Below are 14271 nucleotides of genomic sequence, written 5' to 3'. Positions count from 1 at the left end.
CTTTCCCTCGAACTCACCTGCCATGTGTCTGCTCTCCCCCGTTAGCTGAATCCGCCGGAGTCACCGGTGTTCGTGTGCGTGGACGGCTGAGTCTTGGCCCCGTCCTTGCTGTAGGCGGCCCCGTGCTCCTCGACGCGCTTCTGGATCGCTTCGAAGCGTTCCTTCTCTTCGATGTCGACGTTCGCGTAACCCTTGTCGGCGAAGTGGACGGCGATGCCCATGCCCTCGATCGTCTCGCCGAACACCCTGGTCAGTTCCTCGAGGCGGCTGCGAACCTGCTCGTACGCCCCGTGGAGGGCGGTGGCCGCTCCGAAGCCCTGGCCGTAGGCGTCTGCCGTGATCTTCTGTTCGCCGATCTTGCGGTGCTGCGCGGGCGATGCGTCCAGCTCCGTCAGCAGCTCCTGCATACGTGTCCTGAAGTCCTGGAGGGTGACTCCTCCGACTTCGAGATCCTTCTTGCCGCCCCCGTCCGACCCGGCCACGTCAGCGTCCCCCTCGTCACACTCGTGAATCCTTCGTTCACTCTAGTCAATTCGAGTCTCTGTCCCAACACGAGTTCCTGCGTTGGGACTCATCAGTGACGTGTACCTCACCGCATCTGCCGCCTGCGTCCCCGTGCGTCCCGTACGACGGTCGCCGTGCCCGCGACCACGGCGACGAGGATGCCCGCGATGCCCAGGGCGTACGTCGCGTACCGCTCGTCGCGTTCCTGGGGGGTCTCCGACATGGCCAGGTGGGCCGGTTCGGGGGCGGGGGGTTTCGGGGGGCCCGGGTCGGGGGTGGGGGCTTCCGGGGGGCCCGCGTCGCCGTCGAGGGCGCGCAGGGGGTCGACGACGCCCCAACCGACGTGGTTGTCCCGGCCGTTGATGGAGCGTTCGGCGGTCTGCTCGATCTGGGCGACGATCTGGTGGTTCTTCCAGTCCGGGTACTTGGCGCGCAGCAGGGCGGCGACGCCGGCGACGTACGGGGCGGAGAAGCTGGTGCCGTTGTCGACGCACTGGCCGCCGCCCGGGACGGTCGAGACGACGTCCACGCCGGGGGCGGCGACGCCGACGAAGGTGCCGGACTGGGAGAAGACCGCGCGCTCGTTGTTGCGGTCGGAGGAGGCGACGGCGAGGACACCGGGGAAGGCCGCGGGGTAGGTGTTCTTGAGCTTGCCGTCGAGGCCGTCGTTGCCGGCCGAGGCGACCACCACGATGTCCTGGTCGAGGGCCCGCTGGACCGCCCGGCCGAGCGACGACTGGGGGCCCAGCGCCTGGGTGGTGTCCTGCGAGATGTTGATGACGTCGGCCTTCTTCGCGATCGCGTGGTCGATCGCCTCCGCCATCGTGTCGGACTTGCCGCTGTTCTTCTCGTCATTCTGCCGTATCGGGATGATCGTCGCCTCGGGGGCCAGCCCCACGAAACCCGTGCCCTTGCGGGGGCGTGCCGCGATGATGCCGGCGACCTTCGTGCCGTGGCCGACCTCGTCGACGGTGCCGTCGGTCTTACCGCGCTTGCTGTCCTTGTCGCCCTTCTCGGGCTTGAGGAAGTCGGCGCCCGCGGAGGCGTCGACGGCGTCCTTCAACTGCGGGTTGACGTCGTCGACACCGGTGTCGATGACGGCGACGCGTACGTCCTTGCCCTTGGTGTCCTGCCACAGCTCGTCCAGCAGCACGCGCTGGAGCGGCCACGGCGTACCGGCGATCTGCTTCTTCATCGGGAAGGTGCACTCGCCGCTGCCGGCGTACGCGGGCGTCGACAGCGTTGTGAGGGCGGTGAGGGTGGCGGCTGCGGTCAGCAGGCTTGTTCTGCGGTACGGCATCGGCATCCCCGTCAGGAACCCTGCGGCTGGCGCGCGCTGTTGGTGTCGAGCCGGGGACCCTTGGACAGGAACTCCGACCAGGTGATGGGTACGAGGGCGGGGGTGACCTTCTCGTAGCCGAGCCGGATCTGCGCCTGGCTGGGCTCGGGGCGGCCGTCCTGCTGGTTCTGCCGGCCGCCGGTGCCGATGTCGGAGCGCTCGCTGTCACTGTCGCCGTTCGCCTGGACGGCGTACCGGAGCCCGGTGTCGGTGACGAGGAACAGCGAGCCGTCGGGCTTGGTCTGCTTGCCCTGGACCTGGGTGTACAGCAGACCGCTGCCGGGGGTGACGTAGGTGCTGCTGCCGCCCGCGGTGATGTCGGCGGGGTACCGGGGGCCCGCCCAGGTGGACAGGGTGGTGCGGCCCTTGTCGTCGACCTTGCGCAGCACGCTGCACACGGTGTCGCGGGCGCCCTCGCCGCCGGTGGAGTTGGCCTGCTGGGCCTTGCGCGCCGGCCAGCGGTACTGGGACCCGAAGGTCGTCGAGTCGTACGTGAACGACTGGACGCCGACGGCGGCCGCCTCGCCGTTCATGTTGAGGTCCTTGGTCTTCGGGTGGTTGATCAGCAGCCAGGCGGTGAAGTCGGAGACCGGCTGCACCTTGCCGGGCAGGACGACGAAGTGCTGCGGACCGGAACCGGTCTTGGCCAGCAGGACCATGCCGACTCGGTTCTCGTTCGTCCCGAGTCCCTCTATACCGGCGGGCTCGCCGACCGTGCCGGGGATCTCGGGGAAGTCGATGGGGCTGCCGTCGTGGAGGGTGGCCAGCCAGTCGTCCGTGACGGCCTGCGGCTCCTTGTTCAGGCCGACCAGCGCCGTGGTCAGGACGGCGGCATCCGTGGGGGTGCCGCGCACCAGGTACTTGGTGCCGGACGCGTCGACGAGATAGCGGGCGCCCTTCTGGCCCTTGACGTACAGCACCTGGCCGTCCTTGAGCCGCTCCTTCCCGTCGGTGCGGGAGAAGTCACGTTCGGCGAGGACGAAGGTGGCCTTCTGCACACTGGCGCCCTTGCCGCCGCCGGGCTGTTCGCACACGGCCCAGCGCTTGGCCTTGGCGGCCTCGGTGTCGCTGGGCAGCCGGTCCGGTGCGTACGGGATGCCGAGGATGGGGCCCCGCGGCGGCTTGCCCGCGTCGAGGATGTCGTCACTGACCTGGACGACCCCGAACTTCTGCGGGTCCAGCAGCAGTCGCGCGGAGGCGAGGTTCAGCACCGGGTGCAGCAGGGTCTTGCCGTCCTTGCCCTTGCCGGTGGTGAGGACGACGTAGCGGGTGGTCGACTGCTTGCCGACGATCACCTTGGCACCGGCTTCGTCCCAGCCCTTGGGGGCCTTCGGACGGAACATGCCCCAGGCGCCGAAACCGGCCAGCACGAGCGCCGCCACGATCAGGCCGGGCACGATGGCGCGCAGCGGGCGCGGCGCCCCCTCCTCCGTGACCGTGGGCGAAGGTTGGAGGAAAGCGGCCACCGTGCGCTTCTTCGCAAAGGTGTACGCGTTGAGCTCATCCCGCCGTGATGCCATGAGTCCCCATCTTCGAAAGGCACAGTCACTTGCGAGCGCCCGGGGGAGCATGGCACCCGGGGCCTCGTTGTCGGACCGGCCCCCTACTATGCCTGTTGTCCGAGGGTGCTTGTGGGGCGGGTAGGGTGATCCAGCCGCCAAAGCCCTGGCAGGCCAGGGTGATCGGGACGAAGTGGGGGGAATCTCCAGCATGGCTTCCGCGACGCAGACGCGGCCCGCCGCGGCCGCGCCGGCCAGGGTGCCGGACCGGTCGGCGGCGGCACCCCGTCTCAAGGGTCGTCCCGGCCAGTTCGGGTCGTTCCGATTGCAACAGTTCGTGCTGATCGAGGTGGCCGCGGCACTGCTGCTGGTGGCCTGGGTCGTCGATCCGCTGCTGCTGGTCCTCGCCGGTGTGGTCGCCGCGCTGCTGGTGCTGCTCGCCGTTGTGCGCCGCCACCGCCGCTCGCTGCCCGAGTGGCTCTCTACGGCGCTCGCGCTGCGGGCACGCACGCGCAGGGCTGCCTCACTGACGGTGCCTCCGGGTACGGAGCCGGGGCTGGCACCCGTCGTCGAGTGCGACCCCGCCCTGCGGACGTACGCCTACAGCGACCGCGACCGGCGGCCGGTCGGCATGATCGGCGACGGTACGTTCCTGACGGCCGTCCTCCAGGTCGAGTCGGACGCCACCGCCCTGCGCCCGGACCGCTCCGCGCGGCCGCTGCCACTCGGCCTCGTACGGGACGTACTGGATGTCGACGGCATCCGGCTGGAGTCGGCGCAGATAGTGCAGCACACCCAGCCCGCGCCCGCCCCGCACCTGCCGCAGCAGTCGGTGGCCGCGCGCAACTACGCGCCGCTCCAGGCGCAGACCGGTTCGCCGGCCTTGCGGATCACCTGGATCGCGCTGAAGCTCGACCCGGAGCTGTGCCCGGAGGCCGTGGCCGCGCGCGGCGGTGGCCTGGAGGGCGCGCAGAAGTGCGTGGTGCGGGCGGCGGATCAGTTGGCGAGCCGCCTGGCCGGGGCCGGGTTCCGGGCGACCGTGCTGACCGAGCAGGAGCTGACCGCGGCGCTCGCCACCTCCACGTGCGCCAACCCACTCGCCATCGCACAGGCGGGCCGGGCCCAGACGCCGGGGCGGCGTACGCAGGAGACGTCGCGGACCTGGCGCTGCGACGACCGGCGGCACACCACCTACTGGGTGGCGCGCTGGCCCCAGTTCGGCCCCGGGGGCGCCTCCATGCCGCAACTGGTGGCACTGCTCACCTCCATCCCCGCGCTGGCCAGCACGTTCAGCCTGACCGTGAGCGGCGGCGACCGGCAGGGGGCGACGGTGACCGGTCATGTGCGGATCACCGGGCGCAGCGACGAGGAACTCGTGGCGGCGCGGCACGAACTGGAACGGGCGGCGCGCGGGGTGAGGACCGGGCTCGTCCGGCTCGACCGGGAGCAGGTTCCCGGGATGCTCGCCTCTCTTCCGCTCGGAGGTGCCCGCTGATGTCTTCCCCATCCGTTGTACGTACGGGACGCGGCGGCCGGCCGCGCATCGGGTTCGGGCTGATCGGGCCGCGCCGTGAGCGCCACTCGGTCCCGCTGGAGCAACTGGAGTCGCTGGGCGTGCCGGTCGGTGACGACGGGATGGTCATTGGTGTCGACGCCGAGGGCCGCCCGGCGGTGCTGGGCATCAACCGGCCGACACCGTACGACGTCACGCTGATCGGCGGCCTGTGGACCGCGCAGGTCATGGCGCTGCGGGCGGCCGCGACCGGGGCGCGCGTCGCCGTGGAGACGGGCCGCGCGCCGGCCTGGACCGCGCTCGCGCAGGCCGCGGGCGGCGGGCAGCCCTGCATCACGCTGCACGACGTGGGGCGCGTACCGCCGCAGGGTGCCTCGGCCGGCAGTCCGGTCGTCGTCGTACGTGACTGCGGAATGCGGCCGCCGCGGGGACGGGTCGTCTCCGGGCCATGGCAGTCGGTGGTGACGCTGCTGCCCTATCTGAGCCCGGTCGCACCCCGGTTGATGGAGAAGTCGGGGCTCGTGGGGGTGCAGCGCGTGTCGCCGGACGAGGCCACGCAGATCGGCCGGATCATGAACCTGCCGAGGGGCGAGGCGGAGGCCCTGTCCACGCTCGCCGACGGGGTCACCCTCTGGTGCACAGGCCGCGATCGCCAGTTCGTCATGACGCAGGCCACGGATGCCGAGACCGGATTGTTGGGCAGCGCCCGCCGGATGGACTGAGGCGTATCCCCGGCCTTGAATCCGCACCCGTATGTACCTTTTTGAGGGGAAACTTCTTCACGCTGTGGCGCACGCACGTCACTTGGCGGCAGCGGGTGGGGTACGTGACCGTCGATGGCGGGCCGACGGGCCTGACGTATGGAGACTGTTGACGATTAGGGTGGGAAGAGCGCGGCACGAATCTGCCCGCGGGTGCGCGGCGCCCCCAGGGGGAGAGCCGGGCGGACGGACGACGACGACGACAGGAACGGTCGCCCCCACCCACAACGGCACAAGGGTGCTCGACCACACCAGGAGGCAAAGTGAACGGCGATCGGGACGAGATCCGCGGGGGCGGCTGGAACGCGCCGCCCGTCGATGATCAGTCCGACGCGGATCCCGCCGAGATGACGGGTGAGTTCACCATCGACTACACCCCGCCTGCCTGGTACACGCAGAACGCGGGCGACACGTCCTCGGGCGGCGGGGCGGCGGTCACGCCTCCCCCGCCGCCGAGCGGGGCGACTCCGGTGGCTGTGCCTGGGCTGCCGGCGCCGCAGAGCGGCGGTTTCGAGCCGAACTGGGCCCCGGGTGCGCCGGAAGCGCCTGCTGCGGCGCCCGTTCCTCCGGCGCCTTCGGCTGCCGATGAGCCCGCGCCCGCGCCTGCGCCTGATCCGGTGCCCGCGCCTTCGGCCGAACCGGGTTCCGGCGAGGCGCCGCAGCCGTTCGGGGGCGGTGATGTGGAGAGCGGTGCCACCATGCGCTTCTCTCCCGCCGCGTTGAAGCGTGAGATGGCCGAGATCGCGGAGCGCGAGGCCGCCACGTCGGCGGAGGCTCCCGAGGGCTCCTCCGCTCCCGAGGGCTCCTCCGGGGACTCGGAGGAGGGCGGGGCCAAGGCCGCCGAGGCCGCCGAGGCTGGCGCTCCCGCGGACGACGCCGTCGAGAGCGGCGCGGACAGCGACGAGCGCTCCGAAGCCGCGGCGGACGGCGGCGGCGGCGAGGGGGCGCAGCAGGCGGAGGCCGAGGCCGCCGAGGCGGTGGATGACGCCGTGCCGCAGGACGTTGCCCCGCAGGACGCCGCGCCGCAGGACGTTGCCCCGCCCGCGCCCGAGCCGGTGCAGCCGTGGTCTCCCCCGCCGGGCCCGCAGGGCGCGGCGCTGCCGCCGCTGCCGCCCGCGTTCCAGCCGGCCGCGCCGACGGGTGCGCCGCAGTGGCCCGTACCGCCGGCCCCGACCCAGGAACAATCGGCTCCGCCCGCACCGGCGCCCGCCGCGCCGCTGCCGCCGCAGGCCGCACCCCAGGGCGGCTACGGCTTCCCACACCCCGGCCAGCCCCAGGCCACCCCGCAGGCGGCACCCCAGGGCTACGGTTTCCCCCACCCGGGCCAGCCGCCCCAGCCGCAGCCCGCCCCCCAGGGCGGATACGGCTTCCCGCACCCCGGCCAGCCCCAGCCCCAGCCGCACCCGGCCCCCCAGGGCGGATACGGCCAGCAGGCGCAGCCGCCGCAGGTGCAGCCGCCGCAGGGTGGGTACGGGTTCCCTCAGCAGCCCCAGCAGCCCCAACCGCCCCAGCAGCCGCCCGTCGACCCGCGGACCGGGGGCGCCTGGCCCACGTCCGTCACGCACGACCAGCGCGAGCGGTCCGTGCCGGGGGCGCCGCTCGGGTACACCGCGGCCGTCGAGCTGTCCTCCGACCGCCTGCTGCGCAACAACAAGCAGAAGGCCAAGTCCAGCCGTAACCCCTCCGCCGCCGCCCGATTCAAGCTCGGCGGCAAGAAGGAGGAGGCCGAGCGGCAGCGCAAGCTGGAGCTGATCCGTACGCCGGTGCTGTCCTGCTACCGGATCGCGGTCATCTCCCTCAAGGGCGGCGTCGGCAAGACCACGACGACCACCGCCCTCGGCGCCACCCTGGCGACCGAGCGGCAGGACAAGATCCTGGCGATCGACGCCAACCCGGACGCCGGTACGCTCGGCCGCCGCGTGCGCCGCGAGACCGGGGCAACCATCCGTGACCTCGTCCAGGCGATCCCGTACCTCAACTCGTACATGGACATCCGCCGCTTCACCTCGCAGGCGCCCTCCGGTCTGGAGATCATCGCCAACGACGTGGACCCGGCCGTCTCGACGACGTTCAACGACGAGGACTACCGGCGGGCGATCGACGTCCTGGGCAAGCAGTATCCGATCATCCTCACCGACTCCGGCACGGGTCTGCTCTACAGCGCGATGCGCGGCGTCCTCGACCTCGCCGACCAGTTGATCATCATCTCGACCCCTTCCGTCGACGGTGCGTCCAGTGCGTCGACCACGCTCGACTGGCTGTCCGCGCACGGGTACGCCGAGCTGGTGCAGCGCTCGCTCACGGTGATCTCGGGGGTCCGCGAGACCGGCAAGATGATCAAGGTCGACGACATCGTGCAGCACTTCGAGACGCGCTGCCGCGGGGTGATCGTGGTGCCGTTCGACGAGCACCTGGCAGCAGGCGCCGAGGTGGACCTCGACATGATGCGGCCGAAGACGCGTGAGGCGTACTTCAACCTCTCCGCGATGGTCGCCGAGGACTTCGTACGGGCGCAGCAGGCGCAGGGCCTGTGGACAGGTGCCGGCCAGGGCTCCATGCCGCCGCAGATGGCCCCGCCGGTGCCGGGTCAGCCCATGCCGGGTCAGCCCATGCCGGGTCACGGCCAGCCCATGCCCGGGCAGCCGTACCCGCCCCAGCAGCAGCCCGGCGTACCCCCGCAGGGCTGGCAGCCGTACCAGCAGCCGGGTCAGCCCGGCCAGTCCGGCCAGTCCGTGCCCCCGGCGCAGCAGCCCACCCCCGGGTGGCCTCCGCAGGCGCCGCCAGCCCCTCAGCAGTAGCGCGACAGAGGACTGGACCAATGAGGGCCCGCACCGTCAGCACGGTGCGGGCCCTCGCCGTATTCCCGCAGTACACAACGGGTTTGACGCATCGTTGACTCGGTCCTCCCCCGCTGATAGACCTTCGCTTCACCAGCCGGCGCCCCGAGATCGACGCGAGGTCAACCTCATGGTCACCAAGGCTCCACACCGCTCCCTCCGCCTGCTTCTCACCTCAGGCATCGCCTCAGTCATCGCCGCCACCACCGTCACCGCCGGCCAGCCGGCACGGGCGGACGAGGGCGGCGGCGACAAGACCGTCCTCACCGTCGCCGTCTCACAGAGCGTGGACTCCCTCAGCCCCTTCCTCGCCCAGCGGCTGGTCTCCACCAGCATCCACCGGCTCACCTACGAGTACCTGACCAACTACGACGCCAAGGACGCGCGCACCATCCCCGGCCTCGCCACCGCCTGGAAGCCGTCGCCGGACAAGCTGACGTGGACGTACACCATCCGCTCCGACTCCACCTGGTCCGACGGCAAGAAGGCCACCGCCGAGGACGCGGCCTGGACCTTCACCAAGATGATGACGGACGAGAACGCCGCCACCGCCAACGGCAGCTTCACCGCCAACTTCGAGAAGGTCACCGCGCCCGACCCCCGGACGCTGGTCATCAAGCTGAAGAAGCCGCAGGCCACCATGACGGCCCTCGACGTCCCGATCGTGCCCAAGCACGTCTGGGAGAAGGTCGGGGACTTCTCGAAGTTCAACAACGACAAGCAGTTCCCGATCGTCGGCAACGGGCCGTTCGTCATCACCGACTATCAGGTCGACCAGTACGTGAAGCTCAAGCCGAACAAGACTTTCTGGCGCGGGGCGCCGAAGTTCGACGAGCTGGTACTGCGCTACTACAAGGACGGTGACGCCGCCGTCGCCGCGCTGCGCAAGGGCGAGGTGTCCTTCGTACCGAACCTCACCCCCGCCCAGGCCGCGTCCCTCAAGTCCGCCGAGAACATCAAGGTGAACGACGCGCCCGGCCGCCGTTTCTTCGCCCTCGCCACCAACCCGGGGGCGCGGTCGAAGGACGGCAAGAAGTTCGGCAGCGGCCACCCGGCGCTGCTCGACCCGGCGGTCCGCAAGGCGCTGTTCCACGCCGTCGACCGCAGGACGATCGTCGACAAGGTCTTCCAGGGCCACGCCGTGGAGGGCGAGGGCTACATCCCGCCGCGCTTCGGCACGTACTTCTGGAAGCCGGAAGGTGCCCAGAAGATCGACTACGACCCCGCCAAGGCCGAACAGATCCTCCAGCAGGCCGGATACAGGAAGAACAGCAGCGGCAAACGCGTCGGCAAGGACGGCAGGCCGCTGGACTTCCGCATCCTGTGCCACGCCACCGACCCCAACGACAAGGCGGTCGGCAAGTACCTCCAGGAGTGGTGGGGCAAGCTCGGCATCGGGCTGAAGGTCGAGTGCCTCGACAACGTCTCCGACCCCTGGCTCAAGGGCGACTACGACCTCGCCTTCGACGGCTGGTCGGTCAACCCCGACCCCGACTTCGTCCTGTCCATCCACACCTGCGCCGCGCTGCCCGCCACTCCCAAGGACACCGGCGCGACCGACAACTTCATCTGCGACAAGAAGTACGACGAGCTGTACGCCAAGCAGTCCGTCGAGTACGACCCCGCCGAACGAGCCGATCTGGTCAAGCAGTTGCAATCGCGGCTGTACGACACGGGGTACATGAATGTCATGGCGTATCCCAACGCGGTCGAGGCGTACCGCACGGACCACATCAAGTCCATCACCACGATGCCGGCGGACGGCGGCAACATCTACGGCCAGGACGGCTACTGGAGCTGGTGGTCCGCGGAGCCGGCCGCGGCGGCGAGCGAGAACAAGGGCTCCGGTTCTTCGACAGGCCTGTGGCTGGTGCTCGGTCCCGCCGCCGTCGTCCTCCTCGCCGCGGGCGTCTGGGCCGCCGTACGCCGCCGCTCCACCGCCGACGACCGCGAGTAGCCGATGACGACGGTCAGCTCGCCCGCCGATGTGGTGCGGCGCCCGGGCACGACGACGAGCGCCTATCCGCGCTACCTGGCGGGCAAGCTGGGCGGCGCGGCCGTCTCCCTCTTCGCCGTGCTCGTCACCAGCTTCTTCCTCTTCCGCATCATCCCCGGCGACCCGGTCAAGGCCATGACCCACGGCGTACCGACGTCCGCCGAGCAAATGGCCACGCTACGGCGGCAGTTCGGCCTCGACCTGCCGCTGTGGCAGCAGTTCACCGACTACTGCGCGAAGGCGCTGACCGGCGATCTCGGCATGTCGTACCAGTTCCGCGCGCCGGTCGGTGAACTGATCGCGAACAAGCTCCCCGCGACCCTCCTCCTCACCGGAGTCGCCGTCGTCGTCTACTCGGCCATCGGACTGTGGCTCGGCACCCGCTCCGCCTGGCGCCACGGCGGCGTCGGCGACCGTCTCCACACGGGCGTCGCGCTGACCCTCTGGTCGGTGCCGTCGTTCTGGCTCGGGCTGCTGCTCATCATCGTCTTCTCGGTGGGCATCGGCCCGATCCCCGGCATGTTCCCGACGGGCGGCATGGAGTCCGGGGACGAGACGGGCTTCGCGTACGTCCTCGACGTCGCCCACCACATGGTGCTGCCCGTCCTCACCCTGGTGGCGGTCGGGTACGCGCAGACGCTGCTGGTGATGCGTGCCTCGCTGCTCGACGAGATGGGCAGCGACTACCTGACGACCGCGCGGGCGAAGGGCCTGCGCGACGATGCCGTACGCCGCAGGCACGCCGTACCGAACGCGTTGCTCCCCACCATCACCATGATCTTCATCAACCTGGGGCATGTGGCCGCCGGGTCGATCCTCGTCGAGACGGTGTTCTCCTGGCCGGGGCTCGGCGGGCTCTTCTATCAGGCCCTGTCCGTACCCGATCTCCCCCTGGTCCAAGGGCTGTTCGTGGTCTTCGCCGGCGCGATGATCCTGATGAACCTCCTCGCGGACCTGCTGTACCCGCTGCTCGACCCCCGGGTGGGCCGATGACCTCCTTGACGTGGACCAGGCGACGCGCGTCCGTGGCACGCTTCTGGCGCCAGTACCGCGGACAGCGGGCCGGGCTGTACGGGCTCGGCGCCCTCGCCCTCATCGCGCTCGTCGCGCTCACGGCGCCGCTGCTCGTCGGCGACGACGTACAGAGCGTGACCGACGCGCCCGGTGCGGCACTGGAGTCACCCAGCGGCCGATTCCCGCTGGGCACCGACCAGTTCGGGCGCTCCCTGCTGGGCCTCCTCGTCTGGGGCGCACGCGTCTCGCTCGCCGTCGGGCTGCTCGCGGCGGCGCTCTCCGTCGCCATCGGTACGCTCGTGGGGATCCTCGCGGGCCACTTCGGCGGCTGGTTCTCCACGGTCGTCATGCGCGTCACCGACTGGTTCCTGGTGATGCCGGCGCTGGTGCTGGCGATCGTGCTGGCCACGGTGATGTCGCGGAGCATGTGGACGGTGATCCTGGCCATCGGCGTCACCAGCTGGCCCACCACCGCCCGCCTCGTCCGCGCCCAGACCATCGCGGTGGAGTCCCGCCCGTACATCGAACGCGCCACGGCGCTCGGCGGCGGCCACGGCCACATCATGAGCCGCCACGTCCTGCCCAACGTCATGCCGCTGGTGCTGTCCCAGACCACCCTGTGCATCTCCGCCGCGATCCTCACCGAAGCCACCCTCGCCTTCCTCGGCCTGGGCGACCCGACGGTCGTCTCCTGGGGCGGCATGCTCCAGGACGCGCGCGAGGCGGGCGCGGTCTCGTCCGGGCACTGGTGGTATCTGGCGCCGCCCGGGATCGCCATCGCGGCCGTCGCACTCGCCTTCACCCTGTGCGGCCGGGCGATCGAGTCCGTGCTCAACCCGAAGCTGGGAGCGGGCCGTTGAGCGTCCTCACCATCAAGAACCTTCACGTCGCCTACGGAGGCACCGCCGCCGTACGCGGTGTCGACCTCACCGTGGAGGCCGGCCAGAAGCTGGGCATCGCCGGCGAGTCGGGGTGCGGCAAGTCGACCCTCGCGCTCGCCCTGCTGCGGCTGCTGCCCGCCACCGCCCGGCTGACCGGCGAGGTCCTGCTGGACGGCGAGGACGTCCTGACCATGAAGTGGGGGCGGTTGCGGGCCGTACGGTGGGCGGGCGCGTCGATCGTGTTCCAGGGCGCCATGCACTCGCTCAACGCGGTGCACCGGATCGGCGACCAGATCGCCGAGCCCCTCCTCGTCCACCGGCAGGCGACCCCGGGCGCGGCCCGCAAGCGGGTGGGCGCGCTGCTGGAGCAGGTGGGGCTGCCGGCCGCCCGGGCCGCCGCGTACCCCCATGAGCTGTCCGGCGGGCAGCGGCAGCGCGTGATGATCGCCATGGCACTGGCCTGCGAGCCCCGGCTGATCGTGGCGGACGAGCCGACCACCGCGCTCGATGTGATGATCCAGGCGCAGATCCTGCGGCTGCTGGAACATCTGGTCACCGAACAGGACATCAGCCTCGTCATGATCAGCCACGACCTCGCCGTACTGGCCGACACATGCGACCGGCTGGCCGTGATGTACGCGGGGCGCATCGTCGAGGAGGGCCCGGCGCGGCAGGTGTACGACGCGGCCCGGCACCCCTACGGGCGCGCCCTGGCCGCCGCCTTCCCCCGCATCGGCGACCCGGCCTCCCGGCTCGCCCCGCGCGGCCTGCCCGGCGACCCGCCGGACCCGGCCGCGCTGCCGTCCGGCTGTACGTTCCACCCGCGCTGCCCGGTCGCGCTGGACGTGTGCGCGTCCCAGGACCCGCCCCTCGTCCAGGCGGCGCCCGGGCACCGTTCGGCGTGCGTCCTGACGAACGGGAGCCCCGCATGAACCCCCTGCTGTCCGCCTCCGGCCTGCACATCAGCTTCCCGGGCCGACGCGGCGCGCCGCCCGCCCGCGCGGTGGACGGGGTCGACCTCGACATCGGCGCGGGCGAGATCGTCGCGCTCGTCGGCGAGTCGGGCTGCGGCAAGACGACCCTGGCGCGCTCGCTCCTGGGCCTGGTGCGCCCGACGTCCGGCTCGGTCACCTTCGACGGATCGCCGCTCTCGTACACCTCTCGCGGCCTGAAGGCCTACCGGCGGCGCGTCCAGCTCGTGCTCCAGGACCCGAGCGGCTCGCTCAACCCCCGGCACACCGTGTACGACGCGGTCGCCGAGGGCCTCCGCATCCATGGGTACGCCGGTGACGAGCACGCCGCCGTCGCCTCCGCCCTCTCCCGCGCCGGGCTGCGCCCCCCGGAACGCTTCTTCCTGCGCTACCCGCACGAACTGTCGGGCGGCCAGCGGCAGCGGGTCGTCATCGCCGGCGCCCTGGTCCTCGAACCCGAACTCATCGTCGCGGACGAGCCCGTCGCGTCCCTGGACGCCTCGGTACGCGGCGAGATCCTCGCGCTCCTTCTGCGCCTGCGCGACGAACTGGGCCTGTCCGCGCTGGTCGTGACGCACGACCTGGGCCTGGCCTGGAACATCGCCGACCGGGTGGCGGTGATGTACCTGGGGCGGATCGTCGAGACGGGCACGGTGGAGGAGGTCCTCTCGGCGCCGCGTCACCCGTACACGCAGGCCCTGCTCTCCGTCCTGCCGGAGTCCCCCACCGGCCCGGTGGTCCTCGCGGGCGAGCCCCCGGACCCGTCCCGCGTCCCGGCCGGGTGCCGCTTCCACGCGCGGTGCCAGGTCCTGGCGTCCGGGGAGGCGGACCGGGCGGGCCTGGCCTCCGCGTGCCGCACGCGTGACCTCCCGGTCCTGCACGGACGGGGCCGGGCGGCGGCGTGCCACGTACGCGGCGCGGCGCCCTGACGGGGGGGGGTGACCCCCTGTCGTATG

General features: G+C 71.5%; 11 protein-coding genes. 8 read left to right on the top strand and 3 right to left on the bottom strand.

What is annotated here, in order from left to right:
- Positions 1-41: 41 nt before the first annotated feature.
- From AMK26_RS13035 to eccB, 3 genes are all read right to left on the bottom strand, one after another.
- On the bottom strand, positions 42-482 hold the full coding sequence (locus tag AMK26_RS13035; RefSeq protein ID WP_073754665.1) for a hypothetical protein: 441 nt from the start codon (positions 480-482) through the stop codon (positions 42-44).
- Positions 483-589: 107 nt separating this feature from the next.
- A complete protein-coding gene (mycP, locus tag AMK26_RS13030) occupies positions 590-1804 on the bottom strand; it encodes a type VII secretion-associated serine protease mycosin (protein WP_073754804.1) in 1215 nt (404 codons plus the stop codon).
- 11 nt (positions 1805-1815) lie between these two features.
- Entirely contained in the window at positions 1816-3363 is a 1548-nt protein-coding gene (gene eccB / locus AMK26_RS13025; protein ID WP_073754664.1) for a type VII secretion protein EccB, read from the bottom strand.
- A 190-nt stretch (positions 3364-3553) separates the two neighbouring features.
- Between eccB and eccE the strand changes: the two genes are divergently transcribed.
- From eccE to AMK26_RS12985, 8 genes are all read left to right on the top strand, one after another.
- The gene (gene eccE / locus AMK26_RS13020) at positions 3554-4837 is read left to right on the top strand and encodes a type VII secretion protein EccE (RefSeq protein ID WP_073754663.1); all 1284 of its coding nucleotides are present in this window, start codon (positions 3554-3556) and stop codon (positions 4835-4837) included.
- Positions 4837-5577, top strand: a complete 741-nt coding sequence (locus AMK26_RS13015; protein ID WP_073754662.1) for a hypothetical protein — start codon at positions 4837-4839, stop codon at positions 5575-5577. The genes eccE and AMK26_RS13015 overlap by 1 nt, the downstream gene beginning before the upstream one ends.
- A 302-nt stretch (positions 5578-5879) precedes the next feature.
- Positions 5880-8414, top strand: coding sequence for an SCO5717 family growth-regulating ATPase (locus tag AMK26_RS13010; RefSeq protein ID WP_079277555.1), 2535 nt, complete (start codon positions 5880-5882; stop codon positions 8412-8414).
- A gap of 169 nt (positions 8415-8583) precedes the next feature.
- Positions 8584-10410 (top strand): ABC transporter substrate-binding protein, encoded by a 1827-nt coding sequence (locus AMK26_RS13005; RefSeq protein WP_073754660.1) that lies wholly within the window; start codon positions 8584-8586, stop codon positions 10408-10410.
- Positions 10411-10413: 3 nt separating this feature from the next.
- Entirely contained in the window at positions 10414-11442 is a 1029-nt protein-coding gene (locus tag AMK26_RS13000) for an ABC transporter permease (RefSeq protein ID WP_073754659.1), read from the top strand.
- Positions 11439-12323, top strand: a complete 885-nt coding sequence (locus tag AMK26_RS12995; protein ID WP_073754658.1) for an ABC transporter permease — start codon at positions 11439-11441, stop codon at positions 12321-12323. Before AMK26_RS13000 ends, AMK26_RS12995 begins: the two co-directional genes overlap by 4 nt.
- Positions 12320-13276: an ABC transporter ATP-binding protein gene (locus tag AMK26_RS12990; RefSeq protein ID WP_079277554.1), complete on the top strand. Its 957-nt coding sequence runs from the start codon at positions 12320-12322 to the stop codon at positions 13274-13276. Before AMK26_RS12995 ends, AMK26_RS12990 begins: the two co-directional genes overlap by 4 nt.
- On the top strand, positions 13273-14244 hold the full coding sequence (locus AMK26_RS12985; protein ID WP_073754656.1) for an ABC transporter ATP-binding protein: 972 nt from the start codon (positions 13273-13275) through the stop codon (positions 14242-14244). The genes AMK26_RS12990 and AMK26_RS12985 overlap by 4 nt, the downstream gene beginning before the upstream one ends.
- The last annotated feature ends 27 nt before the right edge of the window (positions 14245-14271 follow it).

It is taken from the genome of Streptomyces sp. CB03234 (assembly GCF_001905885.1).
Taxonomy (GTDB): Bacteria; Actinomycetota; Actinomycetes; order Streptomycetales; family Streptomycetaceae; genus Streptomyces.
This window is presented reverse-complemented; position numbering and strand designations above follow the sequence as displayed.